General features: G+C 50.8%; 24 protein-coding genes. 6 read left to right on the forward strand and 18 right to left on the reverse strand.

Annotation, left to right across the window (positions count from 1 at the left end; all coding sequences use genetic code 11):
- Nucleotides 1-3: 3 nt before the first annotated feature.
- From ACTRXI_RS05995 to ACTRXI_RS06025, 7 genes are all read right to left on the reverse strand, one after another.
- Nucleotides 4-432: a hypothetical protein gene (locus tag ACTRXI_RS05995; RefSeq protein ID WP_474261548.1), complete on the reverse strand. Its 429-nt coding sequence runs from the start codon at nt 430-432 to the stop codon at nt 4-6.
- Between the two features lie 82 nt (nt 433-514).
- Nucleotides 515-1,990 (reverse strand): HAMP domain-containing sensor histidine kinase, encoded by a 1,476-nt coding sequence (locus ACTRXI_RS06000; protein WP_474261549.1) that lies wholly within the window; start codon nt 1,988-1,990, stop codon nt 515-517.
- Complete coding sequence (locus ACTRXI_RS06005) at nt 1,974-2,672, reverse strand: response regulator transcription factor (RefSeq protein WP_474261550.1); 699 nt, start codon at nt 2,670-2,672, stop codon at nt 1,974-1,976. Before ACTRXI_RS06005 ends, ACTRXI_RS06000 begins: the two co-directional genes overlap by 17 nt.
- A gap of 639 nt (nt 2,673-3,311) precedes the next feature.
- Nucleotides 3,312-4,301, reverse strand: a complete 990-nt coding sequence (locus ACTRXI_RS06010) for an NAD(P)-dependent alcohol dehydrogenase (RefSeq protein ID WP_474261551.1) — start codon at nt 4,299-4,301, stop codon at nt 3,312-3,314.
- 69 nt (nt 4,302-4,370) lie between these two features.
- A complete protein-coding gene (locus ACTRXI_RS06015; protein WP_474261552.1) occupies nt 4,371-5,201 on the reverse strand; it encodes an ABC transporter permease in 831 nt (276 codons plus the stop codon).
- Nucleotides 5,198-6,181, reverse strand: coding sequence for an ATP-binding cassette domain-containing protein (locus ACTRXI_RS06020; RefSeq protein ID WP_474261553.1), 984 nt, complete (start codon nt 6,179-6,181; stop codon nt 5,198-5,200). Before ACTRXI_RS06020 ends, ACTRXI_RS06015 begins: the two co-directional genes overlap by 4 nt.
- A 114-nt stretch (nt 6,182-6,295) precedes the next feature.
- Nucleotides 6,296-7,156, reverse strand: a complete 861-nt coding sequence (locus tag ACTRXI_RS06025) for an alpha/beta fold hydrolase (RefSeq protein WP_474261554.1) — start codon at nt 7,154-7,156, stop codon at nt 6,296-6,298.
- 187 nt (nt 7,157-7,343) lie between these two features.
- Here ACTRXI_RS06025 and manA point away from each other — a divergent pair, with 187 nt between their 5' ends.
- Both manA and ACTRXI_RS06035 read left to right on the forward strand, forming a co-directional pair.
- The gene (manA, locus tag ACTRXI_RS06030) at nt 7,344-8,312 is read left to right on the forward strand and encodes a mannose-6-phosphate isomerase, class I (protein WP_474261555.1); all 969 of its coding nucleotides are present in this window, start codon (nt 7,344-7,346) and stop codon (nt 8,310-8,312) included.
- Nucleotides 8,313-8,349: 37 nt separating this feature from the next.
- On the forward strand, nt 8,350-8,991 hold the full coding sequence (locus ACTRXI_RS06035; protein WP_474261557.1) for a class I SAM-dependent methyltransferase: 642 nt from the start codon (nt 8,350-8,352) through the stop codon (nt 8,989-8,991).
- Here the strand turns inward: ACTRXI_RS06035 and ACTRXI_RS06040 are convergent.
- Genes ACTRXI_RS06040 through ACTRXI_RS06060 form a run of 5 tightly spaced genes read right to left on the reverse strand, consistent with a single transcriptional unit; the run spans nt 8,983 to nt 13,570 of the window.
- The gene (locus ACTRXI_RS06040) at nt 8,983-9,513 is read right to left on the reverse strand and encodes a chromate transporter (RefSeq protein WP_474261558.1); all 531 of its coding nucleotides are present in this window, start codon (nt 9,511-9,513) and stop codon (nt 8,983-8,985) included. The genes ACTRXI_RS06035 and ACTRXI_RS06040 overlap by 9 nt on opposite strands.
- Nucleotides 9,510-10,067 carry a chromate transporter gene (locus tag ACTRXI_RS06045; RefSeq protein WP_474261559.1) on the reverse strand — a complete coding sequence of 186 codons (558 nt, stop codon included), beginning with the start codon at nt 10,065-10,067 and terminating at the stop codon, nt 9,510-9,512. The genes ACTRXI_RS06040 and ACTRXI_RS06045 overlap by 4 nt, the downstream gene beginning before the upstream one ends.
- Nucleotides 10,068-10,090: 23 nt before the next feature.
- Nucleotides 10,091-11,704, reverse strand: coding sequence for a gamma-glutamyltransferase (gene ggt / locus ACTRXI_RS06050; RefSeq protein ID WP_474261560.1), 1,614 nt, complete (start codon nt 11,702-11,704; stop codon nt 10,091-10,093).
- Between the two features lie 14 nt (nt 11,705-11,718).
- A complete protein-coding gene (locus ACTRXI_RS06055) occupies nt 11,719-12,903 on the reverse strand; it encodes an amidase (protein WP_474261561.1) in 1,185 nt (394 codons plus the stop codon).
- On the reverse strand, nt 12,896-13,570 hold the full coding sequence (locus tag ACTRXI_RS06060) for a GntR family transcriptional regulator (protein ID WP_474261562.1): 675 nt from the start codon (nt 13,568-13,570) through the stop codon (nt 12,896-12,898). The genes ACTRXI_RS06055 and ACTRXI_RS06060 overlap by 8 nt, the downstream gene beginning before the upstream one ends.
- A gap of 146 nt (nt 13,571-13,716) precedes the next feature.
- On the opposite strand from ACTRXI_RS06060, the gene ACTRXI_RS06065 reads away from it, so the two are divergent.
- The 3 genes from ACTRXI_RS06065 (at nt 13,717) to ACTRXI_RS06075 (ending at nt 17,201) form a co-directional block, all read left to right on the forward strand.
- The gene (locus tag ACTRXI_RS06065) at nt 13,717-14,451 is read left to right on the forward strand and encodes an SDR family oxidoreductase (protein ID WP_474261563.1); all 735 of its coding nucleotides are present in this window, start codon (nt 13,717-13,719) and stop codon (nt 14,449-14,451) included.
- Nucleotides 14,452-14,785: 334 nt separating this feature from the next.
- Nucleotides 14,786-15,919: an ABC transporter ATP-binding protein gene (locus ACTRXI_RS06070; protein WP_474261564.1), complete on the forward strand. Its 1,134-nt coding sequence runs from the start codon at nt 14,786-14,788 to the stop codon at nt 15,917-15,919.
- A gap of 175 nt (nt 15,920-16,094) precedes the next feature.
- Nucleotides 16,095-17,201 carry an AI-2E family transporter gene (locus ACTRXI_RS06075; protein ID WP_474261565.1) on the forward strand — a complete coding sequence of 369 codons (1,107 nt, stop codon included), beginning with the start codon at nt 16,095-16,097 and terminating at the stop codon, nt 17,199-17,201.
- 62 nt (nt 17,202-17,263) lie between these two features.
- On the opposite strand, the gene ACTRXI_RS06080 is transcribed toward ACTRXI_RS06075, so the two are convergent.
- The gene (locus ACTRXI_RS06080; protein ID WP_474261566.1) at nt 17,264-17,692 is read right to left on the reverse strand and encodes a small multi-drug export protein; all 429 of its coding nucleotides are present in this window, start codon (nt 17,690-17,692) and stop codon (nt 17,264-17,266) included.
- Between the two features lie 778 nt (nt 17,693-18,470).
- Between ACTRXI_RS06080 and ACTRXI_RS06085 the strand changes: the two genes are divergently transcribed.
- Nucleotides 18,471-18,677, forward strand: coding sequence for a hypothetical protein (locus tag ACTRXI_RS06085; protein ID WP_474261567.1), 207 nt, complete (start codon nt 18,471-18,473; stop codon nt 18,675-18,677).
- 100 nt (nt 18,678-18,777) lie between these two features.
- Here the strand turns inward: ACTRXI_RS06085 and ACTRXI_RS06090 are convergent, their stop codons facing one another.
- From ACTRXI_RS06090 to ACTRXI_RS06110, 5 genes are read right to left on the reverse strand one after another with little or no spacing between them, the layout of a single operon-like run.
- Nucleotides 18,778-19,260 carry a (2Fe-2S)-binding protein gene (locus ACTRXI_RS06090; RefSeq protein WP_474261671.1) on the reverse strand — a complete coding sequence of 161 codons (483 nt, stop codon included), beginning with the start codon at nt 19,258-19,260 and terminating at the stop codon, nt 18,778-18,780.
- A complete protein-coding gene (gene pucD / locus ACTRXI_RS06095) occupies nt 19,257-21,533 on the reverse strand; it encodes a xanthine dehydrogenase subunit D (RefSeq protein ID WP_474261568.1) in 2,277 nt (758 codons plus the stop codon). Before pucD ends, ACTRXI_RS06090 begins: the two co-directional genes overlap by 4 nt.
- Entirely contained in the window at nt 21,530-22,396 is an 867-nt protein-coding gene (locus ACTRXI_RS06100) for an FAD binding domain-containing protein (RefSeq protein WP_474261569.1), read from the reverse strand. The genes pucD and ACTRXI_RS06100 overlap by 4 nt, the downstream gene beginning before the upstream one ends.
- Nucleotides 22,372-22,974: a nucleotidyltransferase family protein gene (locus ACTRXI_RS06105; RefSeq protein ID WP_474261570.1), complete on the reverse strand. Its 603-nt coding sequence runs from the start codon at nt 22,972-22,974 to the stop codon at nt 22,372-22,374. The genes ACTRXI_RS06100 and ACTRXI_RS06105 overlap by 25 nt, the downstream gene beginning before the upstream one ends.
- Entirely contained in the window at nt 22,971-23,972 is a 1,002-nt protein-coding gene (locus tag ACTRXI_RS06110; protein ID WP_474261571.1) for an XdhC family protein, read from the reverse strand. The genes ACTRXI_RS06105 and ACTRXI_RS06110 overlap by 4 nt, the downstream gene beginning before the upstream one ends.
- Between the last annotated feature and the right edge of the window lie 136 nt (nt 23,973-24,108).

The raw sequence follows: 24,108 nt of genomic DNA on the forward strand, positions 1-24,108 counted from the left end.
TTTTTACAGTTCCTGTTCAAACGGATACAGCCCCCGCGCCTCGGCCTCAGCGGCATAGTCATTTAAAACTTCTTCAAGTGTATCCTCGGTATCTTTTCCTTCTGTATTAATGCCAAGCACCTGGGCCGCGTGCATAATTTCCTTCTCCCTTACGCCCGCCATCATCTGTGAAACATCTTCAGTGACTTCCACTCCGTAAACGGATGCTTTTTCCTTCCATTCCGATAAAAGTACTTCATCAATTACGGTCTGTTCATCTTTGCCTTTGACAGCTATGCCGTATTGCTCTGCTTTTTTCATTAAATCATTTTCTCGGATATCCGTACCCATCCGTTCTATTCCGGCTTCGCTTTTTTGCGCCGATACATTGGCCGGCAGGGCAACACTCGAAAGTATACAGGCGGTAATGACGGCATACATCCATTTTTTCATCTGCTCAACCTCTTTTTATATAGAGTATATTTTTATTCATCATATAGATAAATAATGTCAGGAAAAAGTCAGGAAGAGGTTATTACATCACATCCGTTTGTTTTTCACGATCGTTATTCTGATCCGGCACGTCCTGCGGCAATTCAAATACAAAGATGGTCTCTTCCGGCCGGCTCGATTGGAGGTACAGGTCGCCGCCGAGCCCCTGGGCGATTAATTTACTGAACGGCAGCCCGAGGCCGAGGCCGTGCACATTATACTTTTTATTTTCTCCCCGGTAGAAGCGCTCAAATACGAGCAGCTGCTCCTCCTCATCAATACCAATGCCGCTGTCTATCACTTCAATAGCCACCATGTGCTCGCTTTTTTCACTGCATCGTATGGTCAGCGTGCCTTCCTTCTTCATTGCCTGGTTCGCGTTATTCAAAAGATTAACCATAATTTGCTGGAAGCGCATCGGATCAGTGTAAACCGCATGCGTCTCTTCGCCGTAAAGCTTTTGAATATCCAGCCGGTCCGTGTCATTGGAAATCGACCATTGATGGATGACCTCATTCAAGAGTGACTCCAGCGTCAATGGCTGCATGTCTGTCGGCACTCCCTGGGAGGAGAAGGTGTTAAATTCAAGCAGGTCCGCAATCATGTTCCGCATCCTGCCCGTTTCCGCCAGCGTCACGCTCAAAAATTCCTTCGCCTCGTCCCCAGTTACTACATCATCTTTAACCGCCTGCACCATCCCACTGATGGAGGTAACCGGAGTTTTCAATTCATGAGTAACACCGGCCAACAGCTCGGTACGCATGCTTTCAAGCTGCCCGAGTCTCGTCGTCATGTCATTAAAGCCGGTAACCAGTTCATCGACCTCCCGCTCTTTCGCCTCGGTATCAATACGAATGGCGTACTTTTCTTCCTTTACACGCTGAAAGGCTTCGGCAATCTGCTTGATTGGCCGCAGCATTCGTTTGGAAAGAATATAAATCGTGAGCCACCCGAGCAAAGCCAGACTCACCAGCAGGATACCGACCAATTGATACTGACCGCCGACTCTTACCAGTGAATCGGCCGGCTGAACGATCACCACCCATCCTTCGAAAGAGCCGTCATCGCCCTGAATACGTGACTTGACCAGGTACTGCTCCAGACTTCCCTGTTGGACTTTCACCGTCTGCGGCCCGGAATCAAGAAATGAATCCGGGAACACGACAGGCTCCTGATACAGGGAATTTCCGAACAAAGAGTTGGATACAATATTTCCATTATTGTCCACAACATATACTAGCGGCTCCGTTTCAATATCAAACGTCTGCTGACGCTCACGCACGTATGATGCGAGATCCGCATTTAAGCCAATCGAATTATCTTCTGCCCCGGCCAAATCCTCCGAGATTTCATCCGCCAGGAAGGAAGTAACGTTCAGCCCGCGTTCGAGATTATAGGAGCGGAGCCAGAAAAATGAAATCAGGCCAATGATAATCAAGCCGATGCAGAGCGTAATAAAATAGCGCGTCGTCCAGTAGCGGAGCAGCGAAACTTTTTTATCTTTATTCCTCTTTAACACTGAGCTGATACCCCACTCCCCGGAGCGTTCGTATTTCTCCTTCTTCCACCGGCCAGTTTTTCAGTGACCGGCGTATCCGCTTGATGGCCAAATCCACCGCGCGGTCGCTCCCTTCGTAATCAATGCCCCACACGTGGGAAATTAACTGCTCCCGGTCAAAAAACTGATTCGGGTGATTGCTTAGAAAAATAAGCAGCGACAGATCCCGCGGTGTCAGATCGAGCTGCAGCCCGTTCAGCGTCACAGCGTAGGCCTTTTCATCAATGACGAGGCTTCCGAACCGTTTAAGGTACTGCTCCTCCTCCGCTGGCGAGGCTGTTTTACCGCTGCGCCGGAGTACAGCCTGGACACGGGCGACGACTTCATCACCTTCAAAAGGCTTCGGAATGTAGTCGTCCGCCCCGCCGTCAAATCCTTTTAACCGGTAGTCCACATCCCCAAGAGCGGTCAGCATAATACACGGGCAGTCGCTTGTATTCTGAATATGTTCGAGTACTGCCCATCCGTCCCGTCCCGGGAGCATGACGTCAATTAAGGCTAAATCAAAATTCCCGCGGTCGAACGTCTCCACGGCTTCGTTTCCTTCATATATTTGAGTCACTTCAAAGCCTGCCTTTTGAAGATAGGCCCGAAGCACCTGGCTGATCGATGTTTCGTCTTCAATTACAAGAATCGAGCTCATATACGCTCTCTCCCTTCTCTATGTACTTTCATTATAAATCAACGAAGCGCAGGAACAAACGGGTTCCCATGCAATCCGGTACAAAAAAAAGACCCTCGCGGGGGAACGAGGGCGTACAGCTATATGAATCTAGGGGGTAATTCCATGAAGAGTGCACTACCCGAGTGAGTGCAGCTCTTAAGCCGAGTAATAATACCCAGCTAAAACACAATTGGATTTTTTGCATAGGGCCATCGTATCCACATGACTCTTCGGCTTCTTCTGCAGTTACAGGACGATCAATCGTTGTTCTAGGGGGGTCAACATATTTAAGGTCCTGGAACCAGTAAGCTGCATATCCTCACCTTTTCTTCGTATGTGCCAGTTGTTTGATGCACTTTCCCTTTCGACAATGCAGCAAATATAGGGCGGAAGAAAATGATGATTCGATGCCGTTTACGTGGCAACTGTATCAGAAGCCGGCTTTCACTCCGCTTTCTAAGGATGTTGGTACCTGGTGCGGCGCGGAAGTGTTTTAAGCCGTGGCGGCCTCTACATTTATTACTATAAGTGGTCTGTGTGTCAGCAGAATGTCAAAAAATATCTTTTTTTAAAAAGTACTGTTTAATTTGCCTCAAGGACCTGCATTAACCGCTTCATCTATTGAGGGTTTTCGTTATGTTTTACATTGATGATGACGTTTCCCTTCTTGTGTCCATTCTCTACATACCGATGGGCTGCCACTATTTCTTCAAGTTCATAGTACCTGTCCACTGCAACCTTTAGCTTCCCCGTCGCCACAAGTTCCTTGAGAAAGCTGAGAGCTTCGGCGTTTTCCGATGAATTTTGAGCCAAAATCAATTTCCTGCTGCTTGTCAGTTTCGTCCACAGCATCCTAACGCCCGGCAGCGGTACTGTGACATTTATATAGGTGCCATTCTTCTTTAATGATTTCATACAAGCTGAAAACGAACTCTTGTTTACCGCTTCAAAAATAACGTCATAAGTCGCTCCTTCACTTGAAAAATCTTCAGTGGTGTAATCAATTACCTTATCAGCGCCGAGTGATTTTACCAATTCCAGATTCGTCGTGCTGCAAACTCCTGTAACTACGGCTCCAAGATACTTAGCAATTTGGACAGCGTAGCTCCCTACACTCCCTGAAGCACCGTAGATAAGCACCTTCTGCCCCTTCTGAATGTCTGCTTTCTCAAGATGAAACAATGCGGCACTCGCCCCTATTGGTATGGCTGCGGCTTCCCCAAAAGATAAATTACTCGGTTTAATACATACTGGGCCGTCTTCAGACAAACACTTATATTCAGCATATGCACCAGAACCCTTTAGGGAAGCGGCAAAAATCCGGTCGCCCTTCTTAAACCGGGTGACCTCTTTTCCGGCTGACTCTACTTCTCCAGCTAACTCCATACCGAGTATCTCATTTTTCGGCTTCCTTACACCCAGGGCTATTCGGGCAGGCACCCAGACCGAAAGAGGAACGGTGAAGCTCCGTGCACGAATATCTGCGGCTGTTACAGTGGTCGCTTTTACTTTCACCAGTATTTCATTTTTCTGAGGTACGGGTTTTTCTATGTCTTTGAGCTGAAGGACTTCGGGGGAGCCATACTTTTTGTACACAATGGTTTTCATTTATCCACCCCTATTTCGTTATATTCATTAATTACTTCGGAAAAAGTCTTAAACATACACAACGACCGTTTACTTTTTATAGTACAAATACATGGTCAGCGGTGCGAATACGAGGACTAATAAAAATGAAACCAACAGCACCCATCCGACCTCAGCAAAGGCCGGGTCTCCACCCATAAACCCGCGGACAGCTACAACAAGAAACGATACCGGGTTGATTTCCACAATCGGCTGAAGCCAGCTGGGCATTGTCTCGGGATCCACAAACACATTACTGATAAAAGTTAATGGAAACAAAACCATCATGCTTGCTCCCATCAGTGACTTTTCCGACCTCATCACGATGCCAAGCGTCGTCCAGATCCAGGAAAGACTGAAGGCAAACACAAGCAGTATGCCTACGCCCAGCAGTACACCCACCAGCCCGCCCTCCGGCCGGAATCCAAGGATAAAGCCAAGTGTAATCATAATCGTAGAAGCAATCGAATACCTGACAAGATCCACGAGCAGAGCCCCGACTAGAACGGAGGGCCTCCAGACTGGCAGGGTCCGGAAGCGGTCGAATATCCCCTTGGTAATATCGTTGTTTAATTCGATACCTGTGTACATCGTAATACTAACTACGGTCAATACCAGTACCCCCGGCAGCACAAACTGCAAATAGGCTTCTGTGGATCCGGCAAGGGCGCCGCCAAATAAATAAGTGAACATAAGCAAAAAGATAATTGGAAAAGCAGTAATATCAAACAGCTGCTCGGGCACATATTTGATTTTCAGAAGCATTCTGCCGCCAAAGGTAAGTGACGCCGAGACCGGGCCTGCGTTTTTCGGACGTTCGCTGGTCGATACTGCGGCACGGAGCACATCCTGCTGACTGAGAGGAGCCTGTTTTTTGTTCATGCTTCCGCCTCCACTTCTTCCTCTTCTGCTGAACGTCCAGTCAGGGTAAGAAATACTTCATCCAGGCTCGGTTTGCCTACAGAAAAGTCTGAAACAGCGATACCGGCTTTATTTAATTCATCGAGTATTTGTACCGCCAGGTTGTTCTCTGCCACCTGGGCCGTCAATCCCGAGGCATTAGAGGAATAATTCACAGCTGTCCCCAGCTTTTGCTGCAGCAGCTGGGCAGCGATCGGCCGCTGCCCAGGGTCCTGAAGACGGACATGCAGCTTGCCCACTCCTACTGATGCCTTCAATTCACCACTCGTTCCTTCTGCGATGACTTTTCCCTGGTCAATCACCGCGATCCGGTCCGCCAGCTGATCCGCCTCATCCAGATACTGAGTAGTTAACAGCACCGTGGTGCCCGTATCCACCAGCGTCCGTACAATATCCCACACCTGATTGCGGCTTCTTGGGTCAAGGCCTGTCGTCGGCTCGTCCAAAAATAACAGATCCGGTGTTACGACAATGCTTGCAGCGATATCAAGCCGGCGCTGCATCCCGCCGGAATACTGCTTCACCTGTTTTTTTGCCGCTTCTTCAAGTCCGAAAGCACGAAGCAGCTCGTACGCCCTGGCTTTTGCCTGAGCTCGTGTAAAACCCATCAGCCGCCCAATTAAATGAAGGTTTTCCAAACCGGATAAATCTTTATCCACTGAGGCAAACTGTCCTGTCATACTGATCCGCTTCCTTATGAACGCTGCCCCCTCCACTACATCATGGCCAAACACACTTGCCCGGCCTTCACTTGGCTGGAGAAGGGTCGCAAGTATGCGGAGAACTGTCGTTTTTCCAGCTCCGTTTGGACCGAGTACTCCGTACACTGTTCCTGCCGGCACCTCCAGATCAATCCCGTCCACCGCACGGATCGATTCAAACGTCTTCACCAGACCTTTGACGTCAACAGCAATTCTTTGTTCGTCCACCTCGTTGCCCATCCCTTGTACCTCCTTATACGTCGTCTCTAAACCGTCTCCTTTTTCTTTATGATAGCACTGCCAGCCCATCCGGACTTCTTTTCGATTGCTGTAAAAACGTATGTTCGTATTTTTTTACAGCCGGTTCTTTTTTAAGAAATTTAACACAGCACGGTCTCTGTACTCTGCTCCCGACCCGATCCAGATCAGATGCCCCCACGAATCCAGAATAGTTAATTCCGCCTGAGGTATTAAACGTTTAGCCTCGTACGCATGCTCTAGAGGCACCGAAGCGTCATGCTCACTGTGCACAATCAGCACCGGTGCATCAATCATCGGCTTCACCTCTTTTGCCGCATTTGTGTTCACATCAATCAGAAAACCCTTCCCAGACCTCTGTGCTGCTATCATACTGGCAAATTCCTGAAGAGCCCTGCTGTTTATTTCCTGACGAATACGTTCATACGAAAGCGTGCTGAACGAGGCAGCCATTTGTTTAAATATCATTTCCGGTCTTCTTTTGACAGCCATCCTCAGCAGAGCCCATGTTCCTTGTTCCACTATCGGCCGAAACAGCACCTTTGCTGCTTTGTAGGCAGCATCCTTTTTCGTCAGCCATTCGGTAGTGACCGCTGACTCAAGCGTCAATGTACGCACCCGTTCAGGATAAGCTGAAGCAAGCATCAACCCGCTCGGCCCTCCGGCGGAAACCGCAAGCACATGAACAGCGTCTATCTGCAGATAATCAAGCAGACCGGCGCAGGCTTCTGCGGTTCCTTCCAGAGAGGCGCCGATTTCTGCGCTTGTGGCTCCGTACCCAGGCCTCGAAGGCGTAATTAACCTGTATCCCCGCTTCACGAGTGGTGCATAGCCCATCTCCTCCATGCAATTGGAATGCCCTCCATGCATCACCAGCACCGGCTCCCCAGTCCCACAAATGGTATATTCCATCTGCGTACCGTCCTTCCGGTACCACATACCAAGTGTCCGCTTCATGTTCTGCTCCCCTTCCCATTTTCTATACTTTTACTATATCCTATAATGAAGTGGGCTGCCGGGCGCATTTCCGCTGAGAACGGAAAAAATTTACGGAAGGATTTTCATAAACATTCACGCAGGAATTGCAAAGCATTCTGCTCTTTGTCATATTAAATAAGAGACAAATTATAAACGGAGGCTGACCATGGATCAATTTATCTTTTTTCAACCAATCTTTCAGGAACGCATTTGGGGTGGAAATAAGTTACATACTCATTTTAATTACAACATCCCATCAGCATCGACCGGTGAAGCATGGGTCTTTGCCGCTCATCAAAACGGTTCAAGCATTGTAGCGAACGGCTCCTACGCGGGTAAAACGCTCCTGAACCTCTGGCAGGATAAGCGGGAATGGTTCGGTTCGTTAAAAGGCGACCGCTTTCCGCTGTTAACAAAAATTCTCGACGCGGCCAAGGATCTTTCGGTGCAGGTGCATCCGGACAATCAGTACGCCGCCGCTAATGAAAACGGCGAATACGGCAAGACTGAATGCTGGTACGTGATTGACTGCGATGAAGACGCGGAGCTCGTACTCGGGCACAACGCCGACAGCCGGTCAGAGGCCACGGAGCTCATTGCCGCCGGCGAATGGGACGCTTTTTTACGGAGAGTGCCGGTAAAGCCCGGGGATTTTGTTTACGTACCGAGCGGCACGATGCACGCTATTGGCGAAAGCGTGCTTATTCTGGAGACTCAGCAGAACTCGGACGTCACCTACCGCGTCTATGACTACGACCGGACCGATAACGAAGGAAACAAGCGGGAGCTTCATCTGCAGCAGGCCCTCGACGTGACTCATTTCCCTCATGAGGATGCTAAAGTGGATCCTTCTGTGGAATCCGACGGCGAGGCAGAAGTCACCACCTTTGTGGAGGCAGACTACTTTTCCGTCTACAAATGGGAGGTGCACGGCACAGCTTCATTCACCTGCGAAGCGCCGTTTCTGCTCTGCAGCGTCATTGAGGGCAGCGGCACTGTCGATAACCTGACGGACAGCGCCCCAATCCAAAAAGGCGATCATTTTCTCGTCCCGAATCACGTGACCGACTTCACGATCGACGGCAATGTCACCTGCATTGTGTCTCATCCGAATGCCTCCCTTCACTCCTCCTAAATACAGAAAACCACCTTCTGCCAGGCAGAGGGTGGTTTTGTTATACTATAAAAAAACAAAGATTGGCGGCGGTACGATGAACATGTTCCCTCTATTGTATACTCCGATCATGCAGCCGGTGGAAAAACAATTTCTTTATGCGCTCCGGCAAAAACACATTCCCTCTCTCTCCGGCCACGTACTCGAGATCGGCTCCGGTCCCGGAGCAAATTTTCCTTACTACCGGGCAGCTGCAAAAGTAACTGCCATCGAGCCGAATGACCGGATGCGCAAGCAGTCTATTCCGGCGCAGATGCACGCTCACATCCCGATTCGCACACTTGGTTCTTCAGCTGAGCGACTGCCCTTTGACGACAATACCTTCGACAGCCTTGTCTGTACACTCGTGCTCTGTTCTGTCGAGGACCCCATCCAGGTACTGCAGGAATTAAAACGGGTATGTAAACCGGGAGCTGCGGCCTATTTTCTCGAGCATGTCCAGATGCCCCAACAAGCGGCAGCGCGTGTCCAGCATAATATAACGCCGGTATGGAAGCACTTTTGCGACGGCTGTCACCTCGATCGCCCCACCCTTTCGCACATTGAGCAGGCCGGATGGAGCATCACTGGAACCGACAGTTATTTCCAGGGATTTTTACTATCCATGCAGGCTGTTCTTCCTCCAGACCGATCAGCCTAAAAACAAAATGCCGTAGATGATGGCAAGCACAATGACCAGCGCCGGATGCAGCTTCGTTTTTTCAAGCAGCAGATAGCTTGCCACAAGCATCCCGGCTGTCTGCCAGCCGCCTGCGCCTTCCCAGGCACTGGTGAAAAACTGCAGCGTTAATATGCCCAGCAGTACCCCGATGACCGGGCGCACGTAAGCCGTGAGCCGTTTTACCTTCGGGGAGTTCCTGTATTTGTACAAAAAGCCCATTAGGACGATCATTAAAATTAACGACGGGGCAACGGTCGCAAACAGACCGGCAGCAAGCCCCGGCCAGCCGGCGACTTCATATCCGATGTAGCCGGCCATTTTGGTGGCAATCGGTCCGGGCAGGGCGTTACTGATGGCCAGCACTTCACTGAATTCACCCACGCTCATCCATTCATACCGGTTCACCACTTCATGCTGGATGAGCGGAATGGAGGCGGGACCGCCGCCATAGCCGAGAATACCCGGGATAAAAAACGCCATAAAAACCTCTAAGTAAATCACGTGGAGGTGTCCTCCTCTCGTTTAGCAGAATCCTTCTGAACCAGTGCAGCAATCAGAAGCACTGCAATAACGATCGCCGGATGCACACCGAGCACGCCGAGTACCACAGCGGCCCCGATAATAAATGCTATCGTCTTCTTCCAGCCCAGGTCACCGCCGGATTTTTTAATAAATCCCCATGTCAGCACTCCCATCAGCACCGTCACTACGGGAAGCACTCCGTTTGCAAGTCCGCTCACCCACGAAGCGTCCCGGTATTGGGACAAAATGCTGAAAAACAAAATCATCAACAGTGCCGTGGGGGCGACGATCGCCGCCACTCCGTTCAGCGCCCCAAGAACACCGCCGCGGCTGTAGCCGATGTATCCGGCAAGCTTGGTGACGATCGGCCCCGGAAGCGTGTTGGCAATCGCTAGTGTATCGCCGAATTCCTCGTCGGTCATCCATTCATAGTGCTCCACTACTTCTTTTTGCACGAGTGGAATCGACGCCGGTCCTCCCCCGTAGCCAAAAATACCGACCCGGAAAAAGGCGAGAAAAATTTTCCACTGCATCACTTCCACCTCTTCTCTCTTTATTACCAGGCAGCTACGTTGCCGTCTGTGCGGGATTCGCTTCCCCCGCAGAGTACTCCAGTTTCCGGATCTCTCCATATAATCTGTCCACGGCCAAAGCTCGAGGATTCTGTTTCTATTTTCACCGTATGGCCTTTCCGGTTCAGCGCCTGAGCGGCTGCCGCGGAGAAGTCAGGCTCCACTGTAATCAGCTTATCCCGCTTCCACTGCCATCTCGGTGCATCCAGGGCCGCCTGCGGATGAAGACCGAAATCAATAGTATTCATGATCATCTGCATATGGCCCTGGGGCTGCATGAATTCCCCCATCACCCCGAACGGTCCCACGGGTTCACTGCCCTTAGTCAAAAAACCGGGAATAATCGTATGATACGGACGTTTTCCGGGCATCAGCCCATTTGCGTGCCTGTCATCCATGGAAAAATTGTGCGCCCGGTTGTGAAGGGCGATTCCGGTCTCCGGCACCACCATTCCTGAGCCGAAGCCCATGTAATTGCTCTGGATAAATGAAACCATATTGCCGTCCCCGTCAGCAGCTGCCAGGTACACTGTGCCTCCGCTGTGCGGATCTCCTGCTTCGGGTACCTTCGCTTCATTTCCAATTTCACCGCGCCGGGTCTCTCCATACGCATCCGAGAGCAGCTCTTCGGTGGTCCGGGTCATGGCGTCCGGATGGGCGACATATTTTTCTCCGTCCGCAAATGCAAGCTTCATCGCCTCCATTTGATGATGAAAGGTGTTGACGCTGTCGCGCTCCTGAAAATCATACCCCTTCAATATGTTCAGAGCCATTAAAGCAACAATCCCCTGGCCGTTCGGCGGAATTTCCCAGACGTCATATCCTTTGTAGTGCACCGAGATCGGCTTCACCCACTCCGGCTTGTACAGCGCCAGATCCTTGGAGCGCAGATAGCCGCCCTGCTCTTTCATGCAGGTGTCTATTTTCTTCGCCAGGTCTCCGCGGTAAAACGATTCTGCATTTGTTTCAGCAATTTCCTTTAACGTCTCCGCATGCTCTTTGGAGCTCCACAGCTCTCCCGCAGCCGGGGTGCGGCCCTCCGGAGCGAACACCCGGCTCCAGTCGGCAAACACTGTCGGATCGAGCTCTTGCTCCAGTGTTTCAAAGGCGGACGCCCACAGCGTTGCCAGCGTGGACGCTACCGGATAGCCTTCCTCAGCGTAAGCCACAGCTGGAGCGATCAATTCTGAAAATGGAAGCCTACCGAAAGCACGGGACAGCTCTGCCCACGCAGCCGGCGCTCCTGGCACCGTAATCGGTACCGGTCCCCGTTTTGGCATTTCATCGTAGCCGTCTTTATACAGCCCGTCGATCGAAAGCTCCTCCGGCGCATAGCCGCTGGCATTCAGGCCATGGAGCTCGCCGTCCATCCAGACGAGCGCAAAGGCATCACCGCCAATTCCGTTGGATGTCGGCTCGAGTACGGTCAGACTTGCTGCTACAGCAACAGCTGCATCCACAGCGTTGCCTCCTTTTTTTAAAACGTCGAGACCTACCTGGGAAGCAAGCGGCTGTGACGTAGCCACCATGCCTTTTTTACCGTACGTTGACGTGCGGTAGGATGCATATGGATGATGGTGCGGATCAAATGAAATCATGATAATCGCTCCTTTTATAAATCAGTATGCTGAAGACGGTGGACGACATGCTGGACAAATGACAGGAGCCGGCGATCATCGTTCCGATTGGCGATAATTGAAATCGAGATCGGAGCTTTTCCCGGCATTTCCACTGGAATGGTTACCTGCGGCAGCCCGCCGATACCCGCAATACAGGTCAGCTGCATCGTGCGTTTCCGCACCGCCTGGATCTCCTTTTCCCCGGCATGAATTTTCGGGGCCGGTCCGGGCACAGTCGGAATAACCATCACCGTGTCTTGTCCCAGCCTTTGCTGCACCTCCTCCTGCAATTGTTTCCGTTTTTCAAATATGTGGGGATAATCCTCCCGCCGGGTGTCTGCGGCAAACGCAAACCGGTCCCGGACACCGGGTCCAAACGACGGCTTATACTCCCTGATCCATTCCCGATGCATTTCTCCAATTTCCACTGCCTGCTGCAGCCGAAAAACTTCAGCCCATTCTGCGAGCGAGTCTTCCGCCAGCCTGTTTTCATTCAGCGTTTCGGCCTGCGCCTGCACGGCGGAAAATACTTTTCCAAGCGACTTCTTGTATTCATCGGCATATTCCTTCCACGCCTCTTCCTCCCACCAGATCGTCCGGTACGGGGTTTCTTCTTCTCCCGCCGGAAGGAGCGCTTCTCCTACCTGCTGTAAAACCCCGGGGTCTCTGCTCATCCAGCCGACAGTGTCAAAGCTCGGAGCGAGCGGTACGATGCCTTCAAGCGATACGGCCCCGTGCGTCGGGCGTATGCCGTACAGGCCGCAGTAGGAGGAGGGCACGCGCACCGAGCCGCCTGTATCCGTACCAAGGGCAAAATCGACGCTGCCTGCCGCTGCCGCTGAGGCCGATCCGCTCGAGGACCCTCCTGGTATTGCTTTCGGGTCGGCTGGATTGACCGGCATGCCGTAATGCACGTTGTCGCCGTGCAGGCTGTACATTAATTCATCGCTGATGGTCGTTCCGGTCAGCGCAGCCCCGCTCCGAAGCAGGCGTTCAATTGCCGGCGCATTAGCTGTGTTTTCCGGGTGGGTTCGAAGCCATTCCGGGTGGCCCGCAGACGTTTTTTCGCCATGAACCGCGAACACGTCTTTCACTGCAAACGTATAGCCGGAAAGATTCCCGTTCATCGTAGGCTCGAGCCGCAGCTTCTTATTCATAAACGCTTCCTGTTTATTCATTTGTCGAATCCTCCTCGGAAATGGCCTGGATAATGGCTTCGGCCGTTTTTTCCGCGTGCTCTCCGTTCAGCTGAAGCAGTTCTTCGCGCTTATTCTCCTGCAGCAGAGCAAGCATCTGCTTGTGTTCGTCCTGCGACATGTGAATCGAATGCACGTCGGAATCAATATTTGTATAGATGTTCATGTATGCTTCAATACGGCTCCATACGTATTCGAGCGATTTTATCAGTGGCTCGGAGCGGGAGGCCTCGTACCAGACCTGGTGAAACAGCCGATTTTGCTTCCGCCACTCCACCGGATCCGAAGCGTACCGGTCCATTTCGGCGATTCGTTCCTGAAGTCTGCGCAGGTTCTCTTCATTCATCTGTTCAAAGGCCCATGCCACCGCCAGTTCTTCGAGTTTATTGCGGATGGCAAACAGCTCGCGGACTTCACTGGCAGACAGACGGCTCACATAGACACTCCGTTTTTCTTCAAACAAAAAGCCTTCTGTTTTCAGCGTCGTAATCGCTTCCCGGACCGGCATTGTGCTCACCCCGAACTCCCCGGCAATCTGTCGGATGGTCACCTTCTCGCCAGGCCGCCGCTCTCCCTGAATGATCTGCTGCTTCAGCAGTTTGTACACTTCTGTACGTAACGTTGACACATGCAAAGATGGTTGATTCACAGCATTCGCTCCTTTGTGATCTGTGATCACAAACATTTTTTATTATTCTATCAGAAAAATTCTCTTCTGCAAACTAGTTTTTAGTTTACTTTATCGGCGCTTTTCCTTCATATTTAAAAGAAGAGAAGCTCAAGGAGGACGATACCATGACAACACTAGTAACCGGCGTGAGCCATGATCAGGGAATCGGTGCTGCCGTCTGCCGTCTGCTTGCCGAGCGGGGAGAAAATATTATTTTCACTACCTGGGGCTCAGACATCGACTGGGCGGCAGAATTTAAACTGCATCTCGAAAACCAGGGCATCGAAATTTATTATATCGAAGCCGATTTCTCGAATCCGGGCGCGCCGGATGAACTCCTCGATCAGCTGAACGAGCTGCCGCTGTTCCCGACCGCACTCGTCAATAACGCTGCCTATTCAGCCAACGACAGCTACGAGCGCCTGAACGGGGAATCGCTTGATGAGCATTATTACGTTAATATGCGTACCCCTTTTCTGCTTACCACGAAAATCGCCCAGCGGTGGATTGATTTTGGTATCACCGGAAAGATCGTAAACCTGACCTCCGGACAGGATCTCGGACCGATGGTAAACGAAATTGCCTACGTATCTACGAAAGCAGCGGTGCGGGCATTTACCGAATCCCTGGCTGCCGAGCTCGCACCGCATGATATCAACGTTAACGCCGTCAATCCGGGGCCGACGAACACCGGATGGATGGATCCGGCTATGGAAAAAGAGCTGTCGAAAAAATTCAGTAAAGGCCGGATTGGACAGCCGGAAGACGCAGCCAAAGCAATCGCCTTTCTGTTGTCAGACGAGTCGGACTGGATCGTCGGCCAGGTTATCCACTCCGAAGGCGGATTTTTACGCAGCTAGCCGGCATGACGCCGGTCAGTTCGATGTTGCTGCAGGATGTAGCGATTTTAGTCGAATATCCTTTAAATAAACACCCTGCGCTTTTCTTTTGTCCAGCTCCGGGTGTTACCATCCCCGTCCGTTCGTGATTTCAGAGCGTTTGTGACTTCGTCTCAATCCGTCTGAAACCGACGAGCCGTCAGGGATGGTGATCAAACACCCTGCGCCTTTCTATTCACCTTGCACAACATTTCTTTTGTTAACTTTGTTCAGGTTGTCTATATTAATCTGTAAGCGTTTTCTTTAATATAAGCAACAGATAACATAAACCTTCTTCAAAAGGAGCGAACTTATTATGGCTGGTATCCGCATGAATCACATTACAAAAACATACGATGGTGACGTTACTGCAGTAGATGATTTTAATCTTGATGTTGAGGACAAGGAATTTATCGTTTTCGTCGGCCCTTCGGGTTGCGGGAAATCCACTACTCTCCGCATGATTGCCGGACTCGAGGATATTACGGACGGCGATTTATATATCGGAGATGAGCGCGTCAACGACGTTTCTCCAAAAGACCGCGATATCGCGATGGTGTTCCAGAACTACGCCCTGTATCCGCACATGAACGTATACAACAATATGGCTTTTGGCCTGAAGCTCCGTAAGTTCAAAAAAGATGACATTGACCAGCGTGTAAAAAACGCAGCCGATATCCTCGGGCTGACAGACTACCTTGACCGTAAACCAAAAGCGCTCTCCGGTGGTCAGCGTCAGCGTGTTGCTCTTGGACGTGCCATCGTCCGCGACCCTAAAGTATTTCTGATGGACGAGCCGCTTTCCAACCTGGATGCGAAGCTTCGTGTACAGATGCGTACAGAAATCATTAAGCTTCACCGCCGCTTAAACAGTACAACGGTTTATGTAACGCACGACCAGACAGAGGCTATGACCATGGCGACCCGTATCGTTATTATGAAAGACGGCGTGGTGCAGCAGGTAGGCTCTCCTAAAGAAGTATACGATCACCCTGCTAACGTTTTTGTAGGCGGTTTCATCGGCTCACCAGCGATGAACTTCCTCGAGGGACAGATCAACGGCAATATCCTTGAACTTGGCGAACATAAGCTTGAAATCCCGGAAAACAAAATGCAGACGCTGCGGGACCGCGGATTTGCAGATGACAAAGTAACCTTCGGCATTCGTCCGGAAGACATCCACCATGTAATGGGTGGTACTACTTCCTCGAAAAATAAACTGAACCTTGATATTGAAGTAGCTGAAATGAACGGGGCAGAGTCCATGCTTTACACCAGCGTTAACGGCAAACAGGTTATTGCCCGCGTGGATGCGAACAGCAGCATTCATGCCGGAGACAAACTCGACCTTTTCTTCAATATGGACCGCTGCCACTTCTTCAGCCCGGAAACGGAAGAAGTACTGACTCCGGAATTAAAAGATCTTTCCGCCGCCTCCGCCACTCAGTAAAGCAGAATACGGCACCTGTTCTCATTCGGGACGGGTGCTTTTTTATGCTTTTTTAGAAAAATTTTGCTCCCATTAAGTACAGTTTTATGTTTCCGCCTGTATAATGAAGGGAACGTGTACAAACGTCTTGATTTTCGTTTATCCCTTATTAAGAAAAGAGTGGTGATTGTAAAACATGTACCAATACAAATGGTTTCGTGTATCGTTAGGTATACTGGTCTTTTTAGCCATTGCCTTTATGGCCCGGCAGGTAGACTATATTTTTCAGCCCTTATTCGTATTAGTAGGAACGCTCGCCGCTCCCATTATTATTTCCGGCATTTTAAGCTATTTGTTCCGGCCGTTTGTTACTATGATCTCCAAGTACATACCCCGTTCATTGTCCATCCTGCTTTTGTACGGTGTGCTTGTCGGTGTCATTGCTTTGATTATAAATTTAATCGGCCCGATTATTGCCAGCCAGTTTAATCAGCTGATCAACCAGATTCCCCGCTACTTTGAACAGGTACAGTCCTTTATCATGAACAACCAGAACCATCCGGCTATACAGCCAATAATGCAGGGGAATGACATCTCTATGGATTCTCTTGGCTCCCAGCTGCAGAATTCAGCCAGTACGATCACGGATTCGCTTGTTTCAACAATAGTTACAATAGGGAGTGCCATCGTCAGTTTCTTTGTTATCCTGTTTGTTATTCCGTTTGTGCTTTTCTATATTCTGCGCGAAGGCCATAAGCTTCCAGGCTTTATGCTGAAATTTGTGGATCGTGAACATCGCCCGGAGGTACACAAAATTTTACAGGATATGGACCGTGCGCTTGCGAACTATATTCAGGGACAGATTACCGTCAGCTTTATCGTGGGTATTCTTTCCATGATCCTTTTCTGGATTATCGGTCTCGACTACGTGCTCATTCTCGGCATCATCTGTATGCTGACGAACCTCGTTCCATTTGTCGGACCGTTTATCGGCACAATACCAGCCGTAATCGTCGGGTTATTTCAATCCCCGATTACCGCGCTGCTCGTTATTCTCGGTGTCGTTGTTATCCAGCAGTTTGAATCCAACCTAATCTCTCCGCAGGTTATGGGACGTGTGCTGAAGGTGCACCCCGTCACCGTCATTTTCGTCCTGCTGTTTGCAAGCAGCATGTTCGGACTCCTTGGCCTGATTCTCGCTATACCGGCGTACGCCCTCATAAAAGTGGTCGTTACCAACCTGTATCGGATTTGGCAGATCAACCGGCGCGGGAACAAGCACCGGCGCGAAGAAATGATTTAACCATAAAAAGGCCGGCAGCCGCATGATTTTGCGTGCTGCCGGCCTTTTTGCTGTTTTAGACCTTAAAACCAACCGAGGCCAAGCTGCATTGACCCGGCAATGGCAATACCGTAAATGAGAATACTCGTACCGGTGGAGAGAAACAATGTCCGCTTTGACATGCCGATGGCTTTGGCAATCACGGCAATGGCCCAGACGCCTGCAATCGGCGCCAGCAGCAGAATAACCCAGCCTCCGTACTGCTCTATTTTGCCCCGGAACCGGTTGCCGGCCAATTTTTTCATCCAATTGGAGAAAAAGCTGACTCTCTCCAGCTGGCGATAAAAAAGCGTCACGGTCGGCACCGCCATAAAGTTTCCTACAGCCGCCCACAAAACAGCCGATACAGGATCAAATCCTGCCCCCATCGCTGCAGGTACTGCAATGTAAATTTCAAACAGTGGAAAATAACCCATAAACCAGGCCAATGCAGCCATCAAGATATACTCCATTATTTCTCCCCCCTTCCCTACCGAAAATTTCACACAAAAATTATTTTAGCACGCGTTATTCCGGCTGGGAAGCGAAAAAACCTGTTAAGAAGTAATTAACTCCTTATATATATTAATATGTTCCAATTACTAAATATAACTATATATACATCAGTCATATGAATGTTTACTTGAAAAGCTCTGCTTCTGGAGCCGTCTTTTCAAAGCACTCTAAAGCATTAATATTTGTAAATTTTTTGCACATTTTAACCAAGGGAGCTTTTTTTCAATTAAAAGCGTGCAAAAAACTCCAAATATCGATTTTTTCGATAAAGAAAAAGGTGAAAACAGGTAAATAGTCCTTTAAAATGCATATTTAATACTTTCCTCGTACTTTTTAGTTTCTTTATCTCAAAATTACTTATATACCAGTATTTTCACATTTTACTATGCATCAGCATGCTTTTCAGGCACCTTGAAAAAAAGATAGGGCTTTATTCTTGAAAGCAGGACCTAGTTCCCGCCTGCGCTTTTTTATGATTATTGTATTCCGTTTTTACCCAAAACAGTGAAGTGTTGATACTAAAGCATTTAACGCATATATTTTAGTACAATACTATAAATGCGGCCTGCATTTGCTGCCTCTTTTATCAGACCGGGATCCCCTCAAGCACGCTATCTGTAATTAGAATTGTTACTTATTTAGCATTTCTTCCAAATTTATATCGTGGTACGGTAACTGTAACGAACTTTTCCTTTCGACAATGGTGTAAAAAGTGTTAAGAGGGGGCGAATGGCAGTGCCGGAGAAAAATGAGACGCTTTATGTGGAATTGCTTGAATCTTCTGATGATCCGCATCAGAGCTTCATGGAGTTATCCCGTACGATTCTGGATCAGGGCGTCGACTCAGAGAAGAAAGTGGAAGTAATGCGAAGGCTTTTGCAGGCGTATGATACTGTGTCCCGCAGATACAAGACCGTTATACCACTCCGGAAAGTAACGTAAATAAAGATATAACAGGGGGAAGCCGGCAAGCTTGGGAATGCCGGCTTTTTGTATGGTTTTTTAATCTATGCAGGCATGCAAAAAGCCCGGGCCTGATTTATTACTGGAGATTGGCGGCGGCTGCTTTCACCGCCCGGATGATGCCGCTGTAGCCGGTACATCTGCATATGTTTCCGGCCAGCCCTTCCCGGATCTCTTCATCGTCCGGGTCCGGCGTATGCCTGAGCAGCGACTCCGCGGCCATGATCATGCCCGGCGTGCAGTAGCCGCACTGAAAGCCTCCTTCATTCATAAATGCTTCCTGTACTATACTGCAGCGCTCCTCTGTACCCATGCCCCCGATAGTCGTCACTTCTTTTCCTTCCACCTGGTAGGCAAGCAGCAGACACGAGCTTGTGAGCCTGCCGTCCACCCAGATCGAACATGCACCGCACCGGCCGATGCCGCAGGAAATTTTCGTGCCTGTTTCATGCAGCCGGTCTCTTAAAAGGTCGACGACCCGGTCCATCGGAAAAGCATCGACACTCACTTCTTCACCGTTGACCCGGAAGGTACACGCGTATGTGCCCTGCCGGTGCTCTATCCCCCGGGAATCTTTTCTGGTTTGTTCCAAGGCAGAAGCCCCCTTTGCTGAATCTGTTGCAGTACCCACTCTCTGGAAACAGGAAGCTTTTCCGGACGGGCTCCAATGGCCTGGTAAATAGCTTCCGCAATGGCCGGCGCCACTGCAATTGTTCCTATTTCCCCGACGCCCCTTGGTCCGTGAATGTCCCCTTCCATCACTTCTTCACGCGGCTTTACCGTCACATTATCCGGCAGGTCCTTTACTCCCGGCATCAAGTACGTATCGAAGTTTTCCGTCTGATAGTGCCCTCCGTTCATCACGGCGTCCTCCATCAACGTGTACCCGAGCGCCATGATGCCGCCGCCTTCAATCTGTCCCCTGTACCCCTGCGGATACATGACCGGCCCCGCCGATACAGACTGTTTCAAATCAAGCACCCGCACGGTGCCGGTTAAAAGGTTTACCTCTACCTCTGCGCTTACACCGCCAAAGGAATACAAATAATGACCGGAGTCAACTTCATCCGGCGTCACCGGAAAATCAAACGACGTGTGCGTCTCAATATCCCCGTCCTGTACATATTCTGCCAACGCCCTGTAGCTTAAAAAGAGCGAGGGCTCTGCGCCTCTTTTATGAATGCCTCCTGTCTCCAGGTATAACTCTGCTGCAGCCGTACCGGTTACTCTCGATGCTTCACTAAGCAGCTGTCTGCGAAAGGAGGTCTTCATGTTTTCCACTGCTGTCCAGACCATACTCGTGCCGCGTGAAGCGGTCGTTGAACCTGAAACCGGCACTTTATTTGTATCACCGATTGTTATTTCAATATCCTCTTCCTTGCAGGAAAATGTGTCTTTCATCACCGTTTCAATTACGGCTGTAATGCCCTGGCCGCATTCTTCAAACCCGAAAGCAGCTTCAAGCTTTCCATCCTTTGTAAGAGCAAGCCGCCCGCCGGAAGGGTCCAGCCGTCCGTAGCCAAGACCGCCTCCGTGCATGGATACAGCACCGCCCCGGCCTTTTTTCACCCAGAGGGTTTCTCCCGCATTACTCAGCGGCAGCTGCTGCCAGGCGGTGACGTCTTCAAGTATCATTTGTCCACCGTCCGTCGGAGCAATTTCCTGGCCAAGCGGGCCGGCGTCTGAAGGCTTTCTCATATTTTTGGCCCGCAGCTTCGTCCCTTCCATTCCAAGCTTTTCTGCCAGCCGGTCCATCTGCCCCTCAAGCGCAAACGTTACCTGATTGCCGCCAAAACCGCGAAATTCCCCAGCTACGCCATTATTTGTAAACACGGAAACACCGGTGGTCGTAATGTTTGGGATGGGATACAGCCCGCTGGCATGCTCGACAGCAAAGTCCAGAATCGCCGGGCCGAGGGTGGCATAAGCCCCGGTATCCGCATAAATAGTTGTTTCATGCGCGAGTATGCGTCCGCTATCATCAGCGCCTGTCCGCATCGTAATTGTCATCGGGTGGCGCTTCAATCCTGCCCGTATCGACTCTTCCCGGGTGTTATGCACCCGCACCGGACGCCCTGTTTTCAGTGCCAGCAGGGCCCCGTACGGCTGCAGGTTCAGCTCATCCTTGCCGCCAAACGACCCTCCGATTGGACTTGAAATGATGCGTATCTTCTCTTCCGGAGCGTCCAGAATTCTCGACAGCTGAAAACGATCTTTAAACCCGTGCTGTGTAGCCATGTATACGGAAATGCCCCCATCTTTTTCCGGGACAACCACCCCGCCCTCCGTTTCCATATAGCCATGCATCTGACGGGGCAGCTGATACGTCTCTTCGACAATACAGGTACAGCCCGTAAAGCCCTCCTGCAGATCCCCGCGTGTATAGGAAGCTTCATGCAGGATGTTCCCATTTTCGTGCAGCTGTTCAGCTTCGGGAGCCAGCGCTTTTCCGATCGAATCAAGCACAGCCAGCGGCTCGTATTCCACTACTACGGCTGCCAGGGCCTGATCTGCCGTTTCTTTTGAGTCTGCTGCCACTGCGGCTATTGCATCTCCCGTATAGCGTACTCTGTCTTCACAAAATACGGGCTGGTCCGGCATAACGATGCCAAAGCGGTTTAGCCCCGGCACATCATGATGTGTCAGCACCGCATGAACGCCCGCCAGCGCTTCGGCCGCTGACGTATCGATTCTTTTAATACGGGCGTGCGGGTATTCGCTTCGCAGCACTTTTCCGATCAGCATATTTTCTTCAAAACGGTCGGTTAAATACTTCAAGGCTCCGGTTACTTTCGGTACAGCGTCCGGCCGGCGCTGATTTTCTGGCTGTTTCATGTTTTATGCACACCTCCCTTTTCTGCATTATCTTCGAGCCACAGGTGGGATAAAAATAAGTGGGCAGCCGCCTGCAGGCGGTAGTTTCCTGAAGAAAACGGTTCATCCTCCGGCTGATAATCAGCTGCAAGAGCCTCAAAGAACGCTTCCGGGGTCCATCCGGATTCGGCCACACATGCTTCTGCATAGCGAAGCCGCACCGGGGCGTCTTTTCCGCCTACTAACGCAAGCCTCGCCCTCATGCTTCCGTCTCCCTGCCTGCGGGCGCAGCCGCTTACAGCAAGGAGCGAGGCAGTGAATGCTTCCCTGCGTCCGATTTTTTCAAAAAAGTGTATGCTGTCCGGTCCTTTTTCCAGCGTTTTTGGCAGCAGCACAGCTGTTAATAGAAATATACCGTCATAGGAAGCTGCTTCTTCCACTGAAATACGGGCATACGATTCCCCGTTCCAGATTTCGAGCTCAGCCTGCAACGCAATCAGTGCCGGCAGGGTATCTCCGTGGCCGTACATAATGTTGCCGCCGATGGTGCCCCGCGTACGGACAGCCGGAGCAGCAATCCGCCGCAGCGTTTCCCCCAGTATTTCCCGGGAAATAACCGGTTCCTCTATTAATTGTTCGAGTGTCATACAGGCTCCGATCCGTACGTACTTTTCTTCTTCCTGCAGAGAAGAGAGCCCGAATATACGCTCAAGCACGATCACATTGCCGGTAAACGCCCTCCCTTTTTCCCGCTCGACCTGCCGCCACGTGCCTCCGGCAATCCATTCCGCATCAGGAAAATATTCCTGATACAGAGCAAAAGCTTCCTGTACCGTTTCCGGCATCCATACCACCGGCGTTACTGGTGTGTGTGCAGCATCCATCTGTATTCCTCCTCGGTGTCAACGTCAAGCTGCTCGAATTGCCTAAAGCCTACGTACGGGCTTCCTGTCCACGTATGCGTCCTTCGCAGAATAGAAGCAGCCCCGCGGTCACCCTCCACACTCTGCAGAGCAGCAAACATTTGTTTTTTAAACAGCATAGGCGGCTGGTAATGCCTGCCGGTCCACATCCCGGTAAAATCGCACGTCTGTATCTGTGCCTGCGCTATTAACCGGTCAATCGTCTCCGCTGTCAGACCGGGCTGATCGGCAAGTACAACGAGAACCGCCTCCGCTCCAATACGTACTGCTTCGTTCACTCCAGCCCGGAGGGAATATGCCTGCCCGTTCACTGCCAGCGGACTGGCTGCAAGACGCACCGGACGTTTATTTTGTTCGAATATTCTGTTATCTATCCATACAGACTGATTCGTCACGACGATAACTTCCTCTGCGCTGCTCTTTAGCACCTGCTGCAACGCACTGCTCCCGAGCGTCGTATTTCTCCACGGTTTTTCGAGTTTGTTGTGGCCCATGCGGGAGCTTTTCCCTGCTGCTAAATAAATTACCGCCGTTTTCATGCCATCACCTCTCCAGTTTTTGCGGCGTTTTGAAGAGCAATCAGCTCTCCGATCACGCTTACCGCAATTTCTTCAGGGCCTTCTGCTCCGATCGACAAACCGATAGGGGTTGTAACAATCTCCGGCAGTACCTCTGTCTGCAGCAGGCGTTTCGTTCTCGCCTTTGAACCGAGTACACCAATATATGCCATTGGCTGCTGCAAAAGATGCGTCAGCGCCTCTCTGTCTCTTTCAAAATGATGAGTCATAATCACCGCCATATCTCCGCGGCGAAACACCGTCTCCGACCACCATTCATGGGGAAACCCGCGCACCCTTCCGGCCTCCGGAACCTCATTTCTGACTGTTTTCAGGGCAGCCAGGCGCCAGTCGAGAACCGTTACCTCGTACCGGCACCGCGCCGCCATTTGTACAAGCGGAAGTGCATCCGGGCCGGCACCGAAAATAAACAGTCTCGGCCTTGGCAGGATCTTCTGGACAAATATTTTTTCGCCCCGGCTGTCTGAAACAGAAGAACGGCCGCTCCCACGCTTCATCACAGCCGCCTGCTCGGCTAACTGTTCTGCCTTTTCGTCCGGTTCCCCGCCGCAGACGAACCATCCGCTCTCTGTAGTCGTGGCCCACCTCAGCACTGCTTCTCCCTGTTTCACGAAAGCGTGCATGCTGCGCATAGAGGCTTCCAGCTCGTCCGTTACCGGTTCAAGCAGCACTTCAATCACTCCGTTGCACCCCGTGCCTTCTCCCCAGGAAAGCTCTTCGTAGCCCCGCATGTCATACGAAACCACTTGTGCTCCCTCTGCATGCACGTCCTCAATCCGGCAATGCAGATCCCCTTCAAGGCAGCCCGAACTCAGCATACCCACAGAGCTTCCGTCTGCCTTTAACAGCATGGACGTACCTTCCTTACGGTACGCCGACCCCTCCACATTCGTAATCGTCGCCAGTATTTGTTTTTCGCCTGCAGAAAGCTGCGGAATAATATCATGCAGATGGTCCATGCATCTCGCTCCTTTTATAAAAAAAAGCCGGAGAAAGGCACAGGTATCTGCTCCTGCGTTTCTCCGGCCTCTTCATTCCCGTTTAACAGGAATCAAGCTTCCGTCTGGATGGAAAGAGAAGAACTGCCGGTCTACA

The sequence above is a fragment of the Marinococcus sp. LNHM4E3-1 genome (assembly GCF_056034405.1).

Excerpts from the sequence above, each read along its gene's own strand:
- ACTRXI_RS06015 (WP_474261552.1), bottom strand. The coding sequence starts at position 5,201 with ATGAACAAAAAACAGGCTCCTCTCAGTCAGCAGGATGTGCTCCGTGCC.
- pucD (WP_474261568.1), bottom strand. The coding sequence starts at position 21,533 with ATGAAACAGCCAGAAAATCAGCGCCGGCCGGACGCTGTACCGAAAGTA.
- ACTRXI_RS06100 (WP_474261569.1), bottom strand. The coding sequence starts at position 22,396 with ATGGATGCTGCACACACACCAGTAACGCCGGTGGTATGGATGCCGGAA.
- ACTRXI_RS06105 (WP_474261570.1), bottom strand. The coding sequence starts at position 22,974 with ATGAAAACGGCGGTAATTTATTTAGCAGCAGGGAAAAGCTCCCGCATG.
- ACTRXI_RS06065 (WP_474261563.1), top strand. The coding sequence starts at position 13,717 with ATGACAACACTAGTAACCGGCGTGAGCCATGATCAGGGAATCGGTGCT.
- ACTRXI_RS06055 (WP_474261561.1), bottom strand. The coding sequence starts at position 12,903 with ATGAATAAACAGGAAGCGTTTATGAATAAGAAGCTGCGGCTCGAGCCT.
- ACTRXI_RS06070 (WP_474261564.1), top strand. The coding sequence starts at position 14,786 with ATGGCTGGTATCCGCATGAATCACATTACAAAAACATACGATGGTGAC.
- ACTRXI_RS06080 (WP_474261566.1), bottom strand. The coding sequence starts at position 17,692 with ATGGAGTATATCTTGATGGCTGCATTGGCCTGGTTTATGGGTTATTTT.
- manA (WP_474261555.1), top strand. The coding sequence starts at position 7,344 with ATGGATCAATTTATCTTTTTTCAACCAATCTTTCAGGAACGCATTTGG.
- ACTRXI_RS06010 (WP_474261551.1), bottom strand. The coding sequence starts at position 4,301 with ATGAAAACCATTGTGTACAAAAAGTATGGCTCCCCCGAAGTCCTTCAG.
- ACTRXI_RS06045 (WP_474261559.1), bottom strand. The coding sequence starts at position 10,067 with ATGCAGTGGAAAATTTTTCTCGCCTTTTTCCGGGTCGGTATTTTTGGC.
- ggt (WP_474261560.1), bottom strand. The coding sequence starts at position 11,704 with ATGATTTCATTTGATCCGCACCATCATCCATATGCATCCTACCGCACG.
- ACTRXI_RS06025 (WP_474261554.1), bottom strand. The coding sequence starts at position 7,156 with ATGAAGCGGACACTTGGTATGTGGTACCGGAAGGACGGTACGCAGATG.
- ACTRXI_RS06020 (WP_474261553.1), bottom strand. The coding sequence starts at position 6,181 with ATGGGCAACGAGGTGGACGAACAAAGAATTGCTGTTGACGTCAAAGGT.
- ACTRXI_RS05995 (WP_474261548.1), bottom strand. The coding sequence starts at position 432 with ATGAAAAAATGGATGTATGCCGTCATTACCGCCTGTATACTTTCGAGT.
- ACTRXI_RS06110 (WP_474261571.1), bottom strand. The coding sequence starts at position 23,972 with ATGGACCATCTGCATGATATTATTCCGCAGCTTTCTGCAGGCGAAAAA.
- ACTRXI_RS06075 (WP_474261565.1), top strand. The coding sequence starts at position 16,095 with ATGTACCAATACAAATGGTTTCGTGTATCGTTAGGTATACTGGTCTTT.
- ACTRXI_RS06005 (WP_474261550.1), bottom strand. The coding sequence starts at position 2,672 with ATGAGCTCGATTCTTGTAATTGAAGACGAAACATCGATCAGCCAGGTG.